At 49.8% G+C, this 19,976-nt stretch carries 1 protein-coding gene; it reads right to left on the bottom strand.

Features of this window, described 5'->3' with window-relative positions; genetic code table 11:
• Nucleotides 1-4: 4 nt before the first annotated feature.
• Nucleotides 5-19,924, bottom strand: coding sequence for an SDR family NAD(P)-dependent oxidoreductase (locus N483_RS27165; protein ID WP_023402306.1), 19,920 nt, complete (start codon nucleotides 19,922-19,924; stop codon nucleotides 5-7).
• Between the last annotated feature and the right edge of the window lie 52 nt (nucleotides 19,925-19,976).

Consider the following 19,976-nt stretch of genomic DNA (forward strand, 5'->3'; position numbering starts at 1 on the left):
GTTTTTATATCGAGTCTGCAAACTGCGCATTTAAATAATCCGCAAATGCTCGAACAGTCGGGTTTTCGAGCAGCCAAACCGGTTCAATCTGCATACCCAAGTTTTTACTTAAACGTGAAGAGATCTGCATAGCCGACACAGAATCCATGCCATAGTATTGCAGTGATTCATCGACCGAGATCTCCTCAACTAATAACGCTTTTTTTACGGTGTCCAGCACGATTTGTTGGATGTCGCGCTGATCATCCAGTGGCTGCTCAGTCGCCGACACAGCTGCAACGTTAACAGTGGCGTCTTCAGTACGAGCTTGGCTCTGGCCAAACAAGATGCCATACACTTTTTCTACTTGAGCATCGCTGAAGTGATTGACATCAAACTGAGCTAACATGCCAACCATTGCATCCTTAATAGCCCCTTTGTCACCATCACTCAGGTGTGACTGATGTGTCGACCACTCGGTCAAGAGTTGCTCAAGCTGTTCCGACTCTGTTGACACAGTGTCTTGCTTGTCGACGTCAAAGAAGTGCTTCGCTTTGTCTTTATCGGAGATCCCGACAAACCCGACCACAGGCTCAGATAAATTCAAACTCTCACAAAACATCGGCATCGCAGCATCCATATCGATGGGGAGCATGCCATGTTTTTGCATTACATCCCTTCGCGCAGCTGGCATATATCGGTCCACGCTCCACCCAGCCCAGCACTGAGATATCGCTCGACCAGAACGCAACCCTTGAGCTGTGAGGCCATTTCGATAGCGAGCAAAACTATTTTGGAAAGCCGCTGAATAGCCGTAATCCGTTCCGCCTCGCAAGCCAAAAGCAGCTATCGACGAAAACATCATAAAAAAGTCTAAAGGAGCCTCAGCAAGGCAGGTATCTAGATTAACCGTACCTGTGACTTTTGCCTGTATCGTGTCGCTAAATTCCTGCCAACTTTTTGCTACCAATAAATTATCGTGCACCAACCTTGCCATATGCACCACCCCATGGATCGGCCCCACTTGTTGCGTAACTTGCGCAACAGTTTGCTGCAGTGCCTGTTGATCACAAATATCCACCGCATGGTAATGGATGCGTCCTTTGTATTGGTTGAGCTGCGCACACAGCGCACGCTGTTCATCATCGAGCACAGAGCGAGACAGCACCACAAAGTTAGCCTGCCAGGTTTTCACCAGCCGCTCACATAACAAACGACCAACAGGACCAAATCCCCCTGTAATAAGGTAAGTTTTTCCATCCTCAAATGCGATTGACTCAGCTCCACCGGGCGATCCCAAGGCAGCCTCGCCTTGGTGGTATTCAACGTGTCGCTCTACTTGGCGCTTCCCGTGATGATACCGCACTTTTTTAACTGCTTTGTCGACGCCATCGCTTTGCAATACCTCTTGTAGCAACATTTGTTGTAATGTTTGCTGTTGCGATCCGTGCTGGAGCAAAGTAAAGCGATAACCGTCATTTTCACGATTCACAGATTCATAGAACCCGGACATAGCATCAAGATACGCTTGGCTGACGGCTCGGTCTTCATAGATATAATACACCTCGACAGCCTGCTGCCAATTATTTTTCATGGTGGCTTTGAGTAATCCAAACAGCCCCTGTAGGCCAGTTTGTGCAGCTCGTGCACTGTCGTCTAGGCTGTCCATACACAATATAAGATCCGGCAATGACGCCAACGAGTCCATCGTTGCGGCCTGCTGATATGACAAGCAGGTAAGCGCTGGGAAATCAGCCAGTTTGGCTTTATCACACACTTGATAGAGCAACTTAGTCAACGCTGCCGTTTGAGGTTCATCTCCCAATAGATACAAGGTTTTACCTGCCAGCTGTGCCACGGCTTTATCCCAGGAAGCGACGGCGTCAAAAGGAGATGCCGCATAATGAGGCTGTGTTAACAGCCAAGAGAAAGGCTGCGCATTGGACATCGGCACTGACGCTGCGCCGCTATCAACCTCCTCAGATGAAGGCACCCAATATTTTTTCTGCTCAAAAGGATAAGTAGGCAGCGGTACTCGGCGACGTTCCGTGTCTAAAAATAAACGACTCAATTCAATGCGATACCCTTGTACAAACAGATCAGCGATGATACGCAATGCGTCATACTGCTCCTGCGCGCTGTGGCTGCTGCTGAAGCGCTGCACACACTCATTGCTATATGCTTGTAGTGACACCTGTTTTTTAAACGCTTTTCTATCAAAATGCGCATAACTGTAAGTGGGATCCTCTGTGCCTTCGATATAGGCCGTTAGAATTTGTGCCAATTCTTGCTGATCACGCGCAACCCAAGCCAAGCGGTGTGCACAGTGCTTACGACCATTGAGCAGAGTAAAGCTCGTTGCTGCCAGATCAAGTTCATGACTTTGACTGTGTGCAAGGAGCTGTTTGGCCATGATCACCAACTGAGGTTGTGACTGTGACGACAACACAAATAAATACTGTGCTCGTGGCGGTTGGACATGCGCACTAACTGGCGCTTCTTCGAGCACTAGGTGTGCATTGGTGCCACTGAATCCAAAAGAGCTGATCGCGGCAGTTCTTGGTTTGCCTACAGGCTGTTCCCACGGAGTGAGTTCAGTATTGACGTAAAATGGCGTATCGGCAAAATTGATCTGCTCGTTGAGCTTTTCGAAGTGAATGGTCGGAGGCAGCTGACGATGTTTTAACGCCATTAAAACTTTGACCGCACTGGCAACGCCAGCAGCCGTGATTGCATGGCCCATATTGGATTTAATTGACCCTAAAGCACATGCATTCGCAGGCTCAGTGGCCTCACTCTGAAAACTCGCCTTTAAACCTTCACTTTCAATTGGATCCCCTAAACTGGTGCCTGTACCGTGGGCCTCGATCAGCTGAATATCCTCAGCTGCAATGTTAAAACGACGGTGAACCTCTTTTATCAGCTTTTGCTGCGACTTTGCACTCGGCGCTGTGATGCCATTGCTGGCGCCATCTTGATTGGTACCACTGCCTTTTATGACACCGTGAATGTGATCGCCATCCGCCAAGGCATCCGCGAGCCGTTTCAGTATTAACACACCGACCCCTTCAGCGGGCACGAAGCCATCCGCTGCGGTATCAAATGTCTGGCAGCGGCCCTGTTTAGACAACATATTGGCACGATCCGCTTGCAGATAGAATTCAGGGCTTGATTGCACAAACACCCCGCCAGCAAGTGCCACATCTAACTCGCCGGACCACAACCCTTGACACGCTAAATGAATCGCAACCAAAGAACTTGAACAGGCCGTATCTACTGCCACAGCAGGCCCCGTCAGGTTCAAATAATAAGATAACCGCGCCGGTGTGATAGAGCCGGCATTCCCCCAAAATGCTTGAGCAGGGGCATCTTGCGACAAAATGTTCTTGTAGTCACCGCTATTACAGCCAACATACACTCCCGCTTTTTCACCAAAGTTGGGATCACCGGCATAACCTGCATCTTCAAGCGCTTTCCAAGACTCCTGTAGGAACAATCGCTGCTGTGGATCCATATAGGTTGCTTCTGTCCCAGAGATATTAAAAAAGCCTGGGTCAAATTGCTCGATGTCACGAAGAAAGCCCCCTTGGGCACAAAAATCAGTGGATAGCCCAGCGTATTTTGACATATCCCAACGGGTTATTGGCGTCACTAGATCAACGCGATTAGCAATATTTTGCCATAGCGCATCCACACTCTCAGAGCCTGGAAAACGACCACTCATCCCCACCACCGCGATCGCCTCATCTGGGTACTCGCGACGACTTGGCTGCTGTTGCATATCCTGTTTAGGCATAGGTTGAATGTCATTGGACGAAGGCGTAAGGTCATTGTCCGAAGCGGTTTGAAGCGCTTGCGCACCGTCAAAGCTATTCGCCTTTTGTGCGATATTGCGCTCTGGATAGCTCGTCAAAATATGTTCCGCCAGTTGGTGTACTGACACATAATCAAACAGCACTGTGGTACTGAGCTCAATGCCTAACTGTTGGGAAATATGTTGCGCCACAGCGACCCCTGAGATGGAGTCCAAACCATAGTCCGCAAACCCTTCGTGGGGATCAATATCAGCCACACGGACTTTCAAAGCATCACACAGCGCTTGCGTGATCACCTCATAAATTGCAGCTTGCTGCGCATCATCAGCGGCTATTGATTGGCTGCTGTGTGTCGCCGACAACTCCGGTGGCGCTGATATCGATGCCGTTGCCTCGGCGATATCAGGGTTTTGCGCCACTATATGCTGGCAGAGCTGTTCGACATTAACGTGGTCGAATAACACCGTGGTGTTGAGGTCAATGTGTAGTTCATTGGAGATGGTTTGCGCTACATTCACACCTGTAATGGAGTCTAGTCCATAATCCGAAAAGGCTTCTGTTGGTTCAATCACCTCTGGCGGCACTTTCAATGCGTGAGACAGTGCCCGCGTGACAATTGACATCACCTCAGCGTGATCAGCTTGCGACGATTGCACCGGAGCTGCGCGACCAACCGATGACGTGACCTGTGTTAGCTCATTATCAGCTTTATCTGATAACAAAGACACCACATACTGTGCCAGCTGCTCCACATTAACATAGTCAAATAGCACCGTAGTGTTGAGCTCTACGTCCAACTCAGTGGAAATGGTTTGCGCCACATTAACGCCTGTGATCGAGTCTAAACCATAGTCAGAAAACGCTTCAGTGGGGTCAATTGACGCTTTTGGCACTTTCAATGCCGCCGAAAATGCCTCCAAGATCACTGAACTTACCTCAGTCAGCTGCGGTGCAATTTGCCCTGAACTGGGAGTAGCTACGGCCACAGTCTGTGCCTCTTGCGCTGCCGGTTTAGCGACATCTAAAGGTAGAGCTGTGCTGTGCGCCTGCTTGGGGGTCATATAATTACCATCACTGATCGCAATGACAATTTGCTGACCCATGCCATGAGATTGTGGCGCGGGGAAGTAGCTTTGGCTAAAACCCTGTGCAGCCAAACAATGTTGCCAGCCCGATGAAGATAACCCCGGCGAATACGGCATTCGCAAAGCAGCATCTTGATACAGCCACCAACCATCTAACAAGCCAAAGGTCAGATGGCTATATACCGAGCGCTCACTCAGTTCATTGAGGATCAATACACCATTGCGTTTGAGCAGCGCTTTGGTGTGTGCCAAGGTGGTGCTGATACTCTTCGTGGCATGTAATACTTGTGCTGCTATGACGATATCATAACTGCCTGTATTCACCCCTTGCGCCAATAGGGGCTGTTCGATATTGAGCAACTGCGTTTTGATAAATGGAAAGTCTGCCACATAGTGGGTTTGTGCATGATTGAGAAATGCCTGAGAGACATCGGTGTAACAATATTCAGCAATCTGTGGCGCAAACGGTCTCAGCTTTTCTAACAAGCCCGCAGTGGTGCCACCCGTTCCAGCACCGATCTCCAGTATTCTCAGTTTATGGCCATGCCCCTGTTGCTGCCATGCTCGAATAGCGGCACAAACAGTCAGTGCGACATCATGGTTAAAGTAGTCCGACACCTCATTATTTTTATACACCCCTTCTACTAGAGCCATGGACGACTGAGGGAACATAATATCGGTGGCTTTTATCTTCCCAGTGATGATATCAGGTATGGCCGTGACCATGGCATCCAATAGCGTCGCTTTAGCCGCGATCAGGTTGTTGTCTTGGTTGTGCTGGCAATATTGTTTCCAGCGCTGCCTGCAGGTATCCGCATCAAGTGCCTGCATTGGCTGTAAAGAAAGCAACTGCTGCCCCACTTGTTTGATCCACCCAGCTTGCTGTAATAGCTCCACACTGTAGGTCAACCACTGACTAAACATCGTCTCGTGATACGCACTCAACCCCAGCCCCTGTATGCGACCAACCAGCTCGGAAATCCTCACCTCTGAACCAGAGTGTACAGCAAGCACTCCCGCTGCACGTAATTGCACAGCTAACAATGGCAGTAAAGCTTCTGCCAAGGCTTGATTGGCTTGCTGATCTAATTGCCCAAGATGTCTGAGGGCTTGTTGACGCGCAGCTCCCTCCTGATAGGCCAAGTCAAATTCAGCCTGAATATCCGCTAAGACATTGTGCAGCTTCGGCGCTCGTGTGATCTGAGCGTGTTCGTTGACGCCGCCGATCTGTGCCCTGCTGTCCACACGAATAAATCCAAGTTGTGGCTCGTCACTGCTCAGTAAGTGATGGATAGCCGCCAGGGCAGGTTCGGGTTGGATCGATAAGATACCAGCTTTTTCCATTCTCTGACGATAAGACGCGTCGCTCACTGCACCGACATCTCCCCAGTAACCCCAATTGATCACGCTCACTTTGCACGACCAATGGCGGTTCATTTGTGTTGCGAAGACATCTTCAAACACCGAACCTGTGGCATAGTTTGCCTGACCTGGGTTGCGTGTGAATGCGATTAAGGATGAGAAAAACAAAGCAAAATCTAACAATTCAGCGTTAAATGTTTGTGCCAAACACAGGGATATATCCACTTTGGCGCTTAAACAGCCGAGGAACTCATCCTGTGACATTCTGGCCAAACTGCGATCTTGCAGCACCAATGCAGAGTGCACCACCCCGTGGATGTGCGGGTGGTGTACTTTAATTGAATCCAACGCGTCACGCATAGCGACGGGGTCACTGGCATCTGCGCACAGATACCAAGGTTTAGGACCATATTGTGCAAGACGCTCTATGGCGCCGCTGATCTCAGCATCTTGTTCACGACGGCCAATCCAGATCACATGGGCTTGATGGTTTTTAATCATCATCTCACTCCACACCTGACCTAAACCGCCAGCGCCGCCAACAACCACGTAAACCCCGCCATCGCGATAGGGCTCACTCGACACACTCGGTGGCGTGTAGGGGTAAAGTTGTTGAACAAACCATTGCCCCTGTCGGTAAGCTATCGATACACCATCGGTGGCTTGCTCAACACGACTCAGCGCGTGTATTGGCAAGCCACTGATAAAATCGCTATCTACAGCAGTGACATGCCAGTTTTTGTATTCTTTGGCCAAGCAACCAAATAGACCATGTAGGCTCGCATAAGCAGGATCTGCGCCCTCATCCGGCAAGACGGAAAAGGCATGGATCGTAACCAGTTTGATATCCAGTGCCCGATTTGCATAACCACACTGTAGCAACGCCTTGATAAAGTTAAAGCACAGCAATGCGCTCCCTTTTTGCATACTGCTGAGCTTAGTGTAAGCAAGGTCTAAATCATTGTCTGACGCACTGTCATAGTTCAGTTCAACATTGGCAGCTAAACACACGATTTCGTCAAATTGGCCAGCATGGGTGATCTTGTTGACAATGTCCTCAACAGAGTAGCTCTCTTTGAGCGCAATGCTTGTACCTTTGTTATATTGCAATACGCTGAGCGCTTTTGAGTAGTCTCCCAATTCAACCACCAACGTATTGCGTTGTGTATCGCGACTGTCATGCTCGCTGGCAACGGCGACAGTTGTCCAGCGCGGTATTAAATATTGATCCCACGCTTCGCTCGAGCTTGAGACCAATGACCCCGCGCTCTGGCTTGAGCTGATGTTGGTCACCTTGGTCTGCTCATCTGAAGGCGTTTGATGTACGCTGCCCGGCCCATGATAGGGCATCACAGCTAACTGTTTAAATTGCACGCTTAGTTCACCTTTGTTATTGAACACCTCAATATTAAATTGATGTTTTGCCCCCTTCTCGTCTCGATTGCACAGCACCCACATAGTGGCACTTAGCGCTGCGTGGATGCGCACTTGCTGACATGAGAACGGCACCATCAAACGAGGATCCGCATCTTGTATATAAAATGCTTTGATTGCTTGCAAAGCCGCATCCATCAGGCCCGGATGCAAAGTGAATGTACCTAACTGGTTTTCCTCTGTCTGCGCAAGCGCGATATTAGCAAGTGTCTGAGTTGGGGTGATGTACAAGGCTTGGACCAAACGATGTGTCTCACCATATTCAATGCCATGCTGCGCAAATGCCGCATAGAATTCAGCTGGTGCAATGGTGCGAGCACCGGCCATTAATTGTTGTAAATCAGGCTGTTTATTGCCAACGAAGCGGCCGTGTTGTGCCCCCTGTTCCTCGATGTTGATCCGCGCATTCATACACAGCGCGTCATTATGTTGCACCGTAAAATCAATATTGTTGTTGCTGCCTTTCGGGGCCAGAGCCATCTCAATACGACCACCTTGTTGAGCCACGACCACAGCGCGGCGCCACACAATATTTGACAGCGAGAGACGGTCACTCTCCGTGAGTTTATGCACGTCTTTGGCAGCTTGCACCGCCATTTCTAGATAGGCGACACCCGGCAGTACTTTTTCGCCACTCACTTGATGGTCACGCAAGAACCACTCCTGCCCATTAAAATCGTTTTCATAACGCACACCCGAAAAATTGGATGTATTGCGCTGCAACAACGGATGCTGATGTGGCGTGACAGGCGCAAGTTGTGGCGCATCATCACAAATTGATGTGTACCAATATGAGTCCTGCTTGAATGGATAAGTCGGCAAAGACACGCGACGAACATGCTGATCTGTAAACCACTGTGCCTGCACATCGACATTTTGCCCCAAACACCAGTCGAGCAACCAAGGATATGCGGTAAAATCCGTAGCAGCTTGGTGTTGTTCGTTCGCCGCTTTGATATTTGCACTGAATACACCGGTTGCCGCTTGCCCGCCTTGATAAGACTTCAGCTTCTCAACCAACTCAGAGCGAGAACTGGCGATGATCACCAAACGTTCTTTGAGCGCTTTGCGTCCAACTTGCAGCGTATACGCAATATCAGCAAGAGCGACTGAGTCAAAATGCCCCGCTGCAAACCACGCTAAGAAATCACTGACCAATGTACTTAACTGCTGAGACGTTGCAGCAGAGAACATATAGGGCAGCGCCACATCACTGTCATCAGCTGAACTGCGTGCAGCCACTGGATACTCCTCAAGCACAATATGTGCATTCGCCCCACCCGCACCAAATGAAGAGATACCGGCGCGATAAGGTAAGATGGTGTCCTCTCGCTGCTGGTGTGGCCAATCTTCATAGTGCGTTTGTAGTTGCAGCAAAGAATGCTCAAAATCAATATTTGGATTCAGTGTTTGAGCGTGAATTGAAGGCACTAATTTTTGATGCTTCATTTGCAACAGCACTTTGCTCACACCCGCAACTCCTGCCGCTCCCTCACAATGTCCAATATTCGACTTTACTGAACCGATACGACAGCTAAATGGTGCGCTGCTCATGCCTTTGAAGGCTTTTTCTAACCCTGCAATTTCAATCGGATCGCCCAGTGACGTGCCAGTGCCATGGGCCTCGATATAGCCAAGTGTAGTCACATCTACATCTGCACTGGTCAGCGCGCTACTGATCACCTCAGCTTGGGCATTGGGGCTGGGCACAGTGTAGCCATTGGTTTTACCCGCGTGGTTAATAGACGACGCTTTTATCAGACCATAGATCTGGTCATTATCCCGTAGTGCCTGTGAAAGTGGTTTCAGGATAAGCGCCCCACACCCTTCACTGGGCACATAGCCATTGCCATCCGCAGCGAAGCTCTTACAGCGCCCTTCTGATGAAGCAAAGTTACCCTGCGCCAAGTTTAAATATTTATTCGGGTGCAGATTTAAGTTAACCCCACCTGCAATCGCAGCATGACAGTGGCCATTGAGAATGCTTTCACACGCCAAGTTTATTGACGTCAATGACGCTGAACACATGCTATCGACAGCCAAACTTGGTCCCGTAAAGTTGAGACTAAACGATACTCGATTAGCAATTGAGGCCGCACTGCCACCCAGTGAAATCGGGGTGCCGTGCACACCTTGCTGCGCGCCATAAAGTTGATATTCCGAATACATAACGCCGACAAATACCCCCACTTTTTCACCCAGTGGGTTCGCCCCTGGCTGAGCGCAATAAGTATCGGCATAACCGGCATCTTCTAGCGCGTGATAGGCACACTGCAAGAATATACGTTCCTGCGGATCCATAAACTCAGCGTCATGGGGAGAGATATTAAAAAACAAGGGGTCAAATTCATCTACGCCATCAATAAAACCGCCCCACTTACTGTATGTTTTTCCGAGCACCCCTTTGCGCTCATCAAAGTAGCGACTGTGATCCCAACGCGAAGCAGGTATCTCAGTAATGGCATCCACACCTTGTACAAGGTTTTGCCAAAACTCATGTAGCGAGCTCGCTTGTGGATAGCGACCTGCAATTCCAACAATGGCAATGTGGTCTGATTGCGCCGACATGCCAGCTGTCAGTGTCGGCTCAGTTTGGCGCGCTGATAATGCCGTAGTTTCCTGTTGCGGCGCGTGTAATTGTGGTGTGCCGCTGTGCTGAACGAGTTCATCTTCAATGACGTGTCCATCTGACTGATCGGTACTTGAGTCCAGCGCAGTTTTGGGCGCAAAATGCGCTTGCAATTTGTCCGGGAAATGTTCTGAGATATATTGGCTGATCTGCGCAATGGTATTGTATTCAAAAAATAGCGTTTTTGGTAAACGTCCGCATATTTTCTCAAGCGCACTGGTCATACTCACCACCATCAGAGAATCAATACCAAAACGCTCAAAATGTGCATCGCTGGTAATATCTTCCAGTGCGATATCAGTATGTTGATGCACAAGTTCACGCAACAGCTGCGCAACATGTTCAGTGAGCTGTTGCGTTGCCACTGGCGTGTGCTGCGCTGAGCTTATTTGCTCACTTGAATTGGGACTCTCTGAGCGCTGCTGCTGGCGCTCAGCTGCGTGATTAAGATAGGTATTTAACTCATCGAGCGAGCCTGCTTGATACAGAATATGTTTGTCGATACTTTCACCTAACTTTGCACTGAGCCTATCGATCAGCACGCTGCGCTGTGTCATATCAAAGCCGTACTCATCAAATGCAAGATGAGTGTCCAACTCGTGGGCTGCCACGCCGCTCAATTCACTGCTTTGTGCTATCAAAAAAGCCATTGTCTGATCGGATGATAGGGACTGAGCTGGCGCGTTAAATAGCGCCCGGATCCGCGCGCTGACACCATGCATAACAAACACATTGTTGTGTTGACATTGTAACACTTGGTAGAGCGTTTGCAGGCCGTCTTGCGGAGCCAGGGTGCTCATCCCCCAATCTTGGTGCATGCGCGCAAGCGTCGGCGCATCAATTGCCATTCCCTCGGTGCCCCAAATAGGCCAGTTAATGGACACAGTACGACCTCTGCGCTCACCACGTTGAGCTAACTGATTGCGATATGTCGCATACCGGTCCATAAACTTATTGGCAGTGGCATAATTGCCCTGACCCACATTTCCCAGTACCGCGCTCACAGAAGAAAACAGCACCAGATTTTCAACATCTAAATGTTTGGTGGCGGTATCTAGGTTGACCACCCCGGCAACTTTTGGCTGGTATGTCTGATGTAAACCCTCTGGTGCCATATAAGCCACCAAACTGTCACGGGTCACCCCAGCACAGTGCAATATCGTGATACATTGCAGCGCATTTTGGTGAGCAGTAATAAAGTGGTTGAGTGCCGCCGCTTGAGTGACATCGACACTGTGATAAGAAGTGTGGCCACCTAGTGAGTTGAGTTGTGCTACCTGCTGTTCAATCTGTCTATCAGCTTGGCGCGACCCAAGTAAGAAAATACGTGCGGTGCGGGTGTGCTGCACAATATCTTGTGCAATCGCATAGCCAATCCCGCCCATACCGCCAGTGATCAGATAGACCGCCTCGTCACGCCACGGACTAAGGGCCCCTGTATCAGGGTTTATCTCGGTCCAAGTTTCTCGGTATAGCGTATTATTTTTATATAGTAAATACGCTTCATCCATATGATTGGCTGCAACCCGGCACAATCCATTTATGTGTGCTTGGCTGGGCGGCGCTGATCCTTCTGGCACTGCGATGTCGATAAATTGACAACAAAACCTCGGATCTTCAAGTGCTGTGGTTTTTAATAACGCGGATAGGCTCGAGGTAACCGATGTCAGGATATTTTCCTCACCTTCAGACATATGTGTGGCGGCCACCACTTGTAAGCGGATCTCTGTCAATTGTTTTTGCTGCATCAGCAACTGTAACATCGCCAGTAAACAGCTCGAATGACGCTCAAAAGTGTCATTTAAGTTCTGATGTTCTACGCCATTAAATTGCCCACACACTTGCTGCAATTGTGCCTGACACAGCGCAAAATCTGTTCCAGCTTGTATTTGTACATGGCTCTCATCCAATACAACAATCAACTGCGCTTTATCCAGTGTAACCCTGTCACTCAGTGCTAAATGCACCGCACGCTCTGTCGCTTGTATCGCGCGGCTAAACTGTAACGTTTGCATCTTCTGCGCCGCTGGCGCAATCACCTTGTCCGGTGAAGGTGAGGTCGCTAACATGGCTCTAAAACTCAACCCGGTCATGCTCGCAATTAAATTGCCTTCTTCGCTAAACACGTCAATATTCACCTTGTGCACACTGGTGTTCGCACTTAGCTCGGAGGCCATAGTGATATGTGCGCGCACAGTGCCATTGAGTGCACCATAAATTCGCAATTGCGCTAGCGCGATTGGCACCAATGCCTCGTCAATATTACGGCTGCGGGCAATCAAGACCGCAGCGGATTGCAACACCCCATCAAAAATGCCCGGTTCAATCACCATCTCTTGCTGCGCAACGTTTTGCTCTGGATGCGCAACAATATCTGCAATCCCTTGTGTGCCTGAGATGATCAATTGCGAAACCCGTCTAAACTGCTCACCATATGCTATGTGACACTGTTCAAAATACCCATAGACAGATTCAGCAGATAACACAAGTGATCCGCTTTTAGGAAGTTCCGGTACAGCGCTACGCACTGGCGCAGAGGGCGCTTCCAATTGCACGTCTCCACTACAATGCGTCACAGGCTCAGCTTGCGCGGGGCTCGAAGTACTATTGATCTCAAATCGCGTGCCAGAACCATCACGATGCAGGTCAATGTGCACCGTTTTTGTCGCTTCATCGAGCACCCAAGGCGTCAACCAGCCAATATTGTTCATCACCAGTGTGTGCTGCTCAACATGATTAGTACCTTGCGTTGATATTGACAGCGCCGCACGCACCATTTCAACCATACTGACGCCTGGCAATATCGGTTTGCCATGGATCACATGTTGTTGTAAAAAGTAATCTTGACTGTCAAAGTGACTGACAAAACGTTGCTGCAAAAAGGTAGACGCGTTGTTGTGCACTAATGGATGAAGTTTGTTGGCCTGCGGCTGCACAGCAGCGCTGCGCCGATTTTCAACCTGACCATCAATCCAAATGCTCTTTTGCTCAAAAGGGTAATCCGGCAGGGTGATCACCCGGGCTGCACTGTGCTGAAATAGCACTGAAAAATCACATGCCTCGCCCTCGCTATAGAGCTGTCCAAGCATATCTAATGCTTGCTGATATCTGTGGTGATTGTGCTCCGTTATCGCTTTGTTTAGTGAGTCCATTGCAAACTGCGCATAGCCTGGACGCACCGCGCTGGCAGACTCTGACTGAATATTGTCATAAACCTGTGTGCCCGGCTCACGGGCTACCCACTGCTTTAGGGCCTGCTCAGCGTGCGCCAGATTTTCAACCACACACGCAAAGCGATACTCAAAGTGAGTGCGCCTTTGCAACAGCGAGTAACTCAGATCCGCACAGTTAGTGACTAGGCCGCTTTGCAGATGTACTAAGAGATCTTCAACGCGGCGGCTGAGTTGCTGCGCCGTCTTTGCCGACAAGCAGAGTAAATAGTGGCTGTGGGCCTCTGTTGTGGGCTGTAATTCAGGCGCTTCTTCAATCACTAAATGGGCGTTGGTGCCGCTAAACCCGAACGAGCTGATCGCCGCTGCTCTCGGGTCTTGCCCATTCGACTGCCAGTTCGAGAGCGCGGTATTGACGTAAAAAGGTGAGCCATCAAATTGGATCGCAGGGTTACCGGTGTTGTAATTCAGTGATGCTGGGATTTTTTTATGTTGTAGCGACAGCAGTATTTTGCACAAACCAGCCATGCCCGCAGCCGTGGCGGCGTGCCCTAAATTGGTTTTTATCGACCCCAATGCACTCCATGCGGTGTTGCTGGAGTAGTGACTGTACGCGCGGCTTAAGGCTTCGTATTCAATGGGGTCGCCTAAACGAGTTCCCGTCCCGTGAGCCTCGACCATTTGAATGTTTTCTGGATTAATATTGAATTTGTCATAGGTGTCTTTGATCAGACGCTCTTGAGACACCGAGCTTGGCGCGGTGATCCCATTACTGGTGCCATCTTGGTTTATACCGCTGGCTTTGATCACACCATAAATTCTATCCTTGTCAGCAATGGCATCACGCAAACGTTTGAGCACTACAACCCCAACCCCTTCGCCTGGCACAAATCCATCGGCGCGCTCATCAAAGGTATAACACTTGCCAGACTTAGATAGCATATTGGCGCGATTAGACTTCAGATAAAAATCTGGGGTTGATTGCACAAATACCCCACCGACAATGGAAATATCGACATCGCCATGTCGCAAGCTATCACAGGCGTTATGGATCGCCACCAATGAGCTTGAGCAGGCGGTATCAATGGCAATGGCCGCCCCTTTCAGGTTCAAGTGATAAGATATTCTGGCAGGAATAATTGACGGCGCATTGCCCCAAAAGGCCTGCGCTAGCGGCGCGTCGTCAAACAAGTGGTCGTAATCACCCTGCTCACACCCCACATAGATGCTGACAGCTTCACCATCCATACTTTGCTCGCTGATCCCGGCATCTTCCAAAGCATGCCAACAGGTTTCCATAAACAGACGCTGTTGTGGGTCCATATAAGTGGCTTCTTTGGGAGACAGGTTGAAAAAGCCGGGATCAAATTGGTCAATACGGGTCAGTAAAGCCCCCGAATCACAATACTCATTCGGGTCAATATCCGGATAATATTGCGATAAATTCCAGCGGCGTACCGGTTCAACCAAATCTTCGCCCTTTTCCAATGCCGCCCATAGCGCGGATAAATTGTCGGCTTTACCAAAGCGACCGCTCATACCAACAATAGCGATGTCGTCATCTGATGATGTTAACGGCGTACTTGCTTGCGCACGGCTCTGCGGCACAGGCTGGCTTTGAGCCGCGTCCTCATCCGCTGGGCTGTGATGCGCTACCATGTCGTTTTCAGGCTGTTCGGGTAACTGCGTTGCAATGTAGTCAGCCAACCGCGTGATATTGGTATAATCAAATAAACAGGTACTGTGTAAAGTCAGTGTCAGTGCCTCATTTAAAGCCTGAACAACATTAACGCCAGTGATAGAATCGACCCCATAATCCGCAAACGACTCATCGACTTGAATGTCGTTCACGCTGTACTTTAAGGCATCCGCTATGACCTGCTTGATGGTATTTTTCAGCGCTGATGTGCTGTGCGCCTGAGGGGCCACACGTTGTTTGGCCCCAGTCTTGTCCTTGGTACTTGCTTCATCCGTGTCACTGTCGATCACAGCGGGTGATGGTTGGCTATCCGCACGAGTATCAGCTTGGGCAAACCGCACGCCATTGCTTTTAGCGACAATGATTTGTTGACCCAACACATGTGCACTCAGCTGTGGAAAGGCTACTTCCTGATACCCTTCTTGCTCTAGGGCTTGTTTCCAGCCAAGTGAGGTCAGTCCCGGACACTCGGGGATCCTGATAGCAGAATCCTCGTGTAACCACCATCCTTCGAGCAGACCAAAGGTCATGTGACAAAAAATAGAATCTTCGGACAATTCATTTAAGATCAAAACACCGCCAGGTTTGAGCAGCGCCTTGGCATTACTCAAGGTGTTACGAATATTTCGCGTCGCATGCAGCACGTTCGTTGCGATCACCATATCATAACTGCCACGCTCCACCGCTTGCTCGTCTACTGGCTGCTCTACGTTAAAAATCGCCGTTTTCAAAAATGGGTTGTGTGCTTGATAATGCGTGTGAGCATGCATTAAAAACGCCCGTGAAATATCAGTGTAGCAGTATTCTTCTACCTGATGTTTCACTGTTTTCAAGGTTTCAAAGACCAGCGCGCTGGTGCCCCCGGTTCCCGCTCCGATCTCTAATATTCGCACTTTTCTCCCGTGTTTAAAGCCGTGCTGGGTAATATGCGCAGCCACATCTGCTACCAAGTGGTTGAAGTAATCCGAGACCGGATTATGTTTGTAAATGCCTTCCAGTAAGCGCATTGAAGACTCGGGAAACATGATCTCAGTAGCCCGTTTCTCTGCGCTGAGAATTGCAGGTAGCGCCGATAATGTCGCGTCGAGTAGTCGAGCCTGTGCCGCCGTTGCAGGATCCGCGGTCCAGTTAGCACACGCCTCGGCCCACTGTGTTAAAATCTGCTCATCGGTCGCAAGTTGTCGGCCTTGTTCGGTGATAGAAAATACGCTCTGTGCCTCTTGCTCAGAAGTTTGATAGGCAAGTATGCCGCTCTCACACAGGACATTGATGGCCTTGTGTAACCAACGCTGGAGGTAAGACTCGCTCTGCTCTGCGCGCAGCTGCTGCAAACGCAGCTGGCATGTTTGTACTGTCAAATTCGAATCATCAAACAAGCCACAGCGGTAAAGCTGGTACCACATATACTGAATGGTTAATTCATCTGCGACGGGAAACGTCAAACCCCCGCTAAGATCTGCCGTAGCGGGTAACAAAACGCGATTCAAATCACTGAGTTCCAGTGCATCACTACGCACCTCAGCAGCGACGTAACAGCGCTGTTTTGGTTCTGTATTTGGCAGGTTAGCCGATGCCGTCAAGGCGTTAACATACGCCACTTGATGAAGCTCTGAGCGCATCACGTTTTCAAGGGTTGCCATCGCATCAGTAATGGTTAAATCCCCCACCCCAGATTTGGCGCGCCAATATTGGAACATGTCAGAGTCAGCCAGTGCGCCCTCAGCGGTCCAATACCCCCAATTGATGGTTTTCACCTGAAACGGTACTACTCTTTGCAATGCGTTAGATAAAGTATCTTGAAACAGACTCCCCGCCGCATAATGGCTTTGCTCGGCGGCGGTGATAAAACTATTGATCGATGAGAAGTTCACCAGATAATCGAGTGATTCATATTTCAACAGCCGGGCGAGGTTAACACTGCTTTGTACTTTGGCATCAAAGACCGCGGAAAAATCAGCAAAGCGCATATTTTTAAAGGCACACGCCTTAAAAACCATCGCGGCATTGATCACCCCATTTATTTGACCAAACTGCTGTACAATGTGTTGGTAGGCCGTTTTTAAAGCAGCGTACTCAGTGACATCCGCTTGCACATACTGCAAGGTCATCCCCTCTTTGCGCAATTGTTCGATAGATGCTTGAATTTGCGGTTCCAAAGCTCTGCGGCCCAGCCATATGACATGCACATTTTGATGCTTGAACATATATTCTGTGACCGCGCGGCCTATTCCCCCAGCGCCACCCACTATGACATACACACCACCTGAGCGACACAATACAGATGATTGCGCTGTGGTAGGTAAGGTGTTAGTCCATTCAATCGGAACAAACTGGCGCACTAGCCACTGTCCATGACGATACAGATGGACCCCATCAAAGCGACGCTGTATATCGCCTAGGATCTCCAGCGGCCACTGCGTACTACCTGTTCCCACATCAAACAAACGCACATTCAGCGCCGGGTATTCCTTACTAATACTGCCCAGCATGCCCACCAACGGCGCGTGCTCAAAAGCAATATCTTCCGGCAGGTCACTCTCCTGTTGCATAAGCAATGTCACACAAGATGGCGCAACCGACAGCTCATGCAGTACAAACTGTAGCCATTGAAAACAGTCCTGTACACACTTGTTATGATCGCCGCCAAGGACATCATTACTCGCCGTCGGAGGGATCCAAATGACATGGCTAATGTGCTGTGGGGCTATGTCAGGCAATGCCTTCTGCGGCGCTTGCTGTGCATCAAAAAAATACACTTTGTCATGCAGTGTCGACAGTGTCGCTTGTAGCGATACGCTCGCCCCCACCACACACACAACCCCCTCATGTTGACTGCTCGCTGCGTCACTTTGAGGCTGTGGTTCGATCTCAGTCCAGCGCGGTACCAGCGCACACTTCCCGACTCCCCCTTGGATATTCTCTCCTTGCGCTGCACGCTGCACAGTAAATTCTGATGTCGCCTCTTTTTCCTCACGGGGTGCTTGACTGTCAGTTTCTGGTAGCGACTCAAACCAGCACTCTGATGGCTCGAAGGCATAACTGGGCAAGCTGATATGCTGCGTCAGCTCAGGAATCACCTGATGATGTTCAATGTCCATATCCTGTAGCCACTGCGCCGCTTGATCATACACTTGCTCGACCCTCTGGTGCTCGCTATGAAAAGGCTGGCCATAGGCCTGCTCAGTAACCGCTGCGATGGCATCTTGTAAATTCGCCAACAGTGCTGCTTGTGAGCTAGCTATCACCACAACCCGTTTACTAAAGTGCGTGCGATGTCTGTACAAGTTGGCACTGAGCTGTGCTAACGCCAAGGTCGTTTGACGTGACAACCAAGCATGCATATTAGACAGTTGCGCCAGCAAGCTGGCCTCTGTTTTGGCTGAAAACACAAATATATAGGCTGATTGCGCCGCAGTTTGCGGCGATGGCTGCCCCCTTTGTGGGGCTTCTTCCAGCACAATATGTCCATTGGTGCCACCAAAACCAAATGCACTGACCCCTGCACGGCGCGGCAGCAAATAGCCTTGGCTATCGGTGCGCTGTTGCCACGGTTGGGCATTTTGAAGCACATAAAACGGCGAGTCTTCCAATGTGATCCGCGGATTGAGCGATTTAAAATTCGCCAGCCCTGGCAGGACGCCAGCTCGCATGGAGAGCAAGACTTTGATGATCCCTGCGATGCCCGCAGCCGCTTCAAGGTGACCGATATTGGACTTGGCCGAACCAATGGCACAATACTGGGTGTCGGTGCTGTGTTGGAATGCATGCTGTAGTCCCTGGATCTCTATTGGATCACCTTTTGGTGTCCCGGTGCCATGGGCCTCGATGTAGGTCATTGTATCTGGGCTCACCTGTGCATTGTGCATCGCACGAGAGATCACCTGCGCTTGTGCTTGATAGCTTGGATAAGTCAACGTATGGGTCTTACCACAGTGATTGACAGCCCCTCCTTTTATCACTCCGTGGATCTGATCGTTGTCCGCCAGTGCAGCGGCTAAGGGCTTTAACAAAATCAGTCCGGCCCCTTCGCTGCGCACATACCCATCAGCGCCAGCATCAAATGATTTGCTTTGGCCGCTCGGAGACAGCATCCCGGTTTTTGAAAATGAAATGTGTCGCGTAGGGGTCAGGATCAAGTTGATACCACCGGCCAGCGCCAAGTCTGTCTCCCCTAATTGCAACGATTGCATGGCACTGTGTACCGCGTTCATCGACGCCGAACACGCGGTATCCACCGTCACACTTGGGCCATTAAAGTCATAAAAATGCGAGATCCGATTGGCAATGATGGCATTGGCGGTGCCAGTAGACTGATAGGCTTCAATGGGCCTTTCGTGTTTTTCTAACAACTCCTTATAATCAAAGTTAAACGCCCCAATATACACCCCCACATTTTTCCCAGCCAGCGATTGCGGTACCACCCCAGCGTCTTCCATGCATGCCCATGAGAGCTCTAGCATGATCCGCTGTTGCGGGTCCATCGCCTGTGCTGTGGAGGGGGAGATACCAAAAAAACGGTAGTCAAAACAGTTCACTTTGTCGATGAACCCACCCCATCGCGAATTGCTCTTATTGACTTCGACGAGTGGATCGCCATCGTAATGTCGCCAATCCCATCTGGTATGGGGAATATCAGAAATACAGCTTTTCTGAGCCAAAAGGTTTTCCCAGTACTGATGATAATCTTCAGCCTTGGGAAACCGGCACGCCATACCAATAATTGCGATATCTTTTTGTGAAATTGTCGACATTCTTATTATCCTTGAATACTCGTCTCATCTTTAAACTACGGGGTTGTGTGCC

Origin of the sequence: Pseudoalteromonas luteoviolacea NCIMB 1944 (assembly GCF_001625565.1) — a bacterium.
Classification (GTDB): domain Bacteria; phylum Pseudomonadota; class Gammaproteobacteria; order Enterobacterales; family Alteromonadaceae; genus Pseudoalteromonas; species Pseudoalteromonas luteoviolacea_F.

Excerpts from the sequence above, each read along its gene's own strand:
- N483_RS27165 (WP_023402306.1), bottom strand. The coding sequence starts at position 19,924 with ATGTCGACAATTTCACAAAAAGATATCGCAATTATTGGTATGGCGTGC.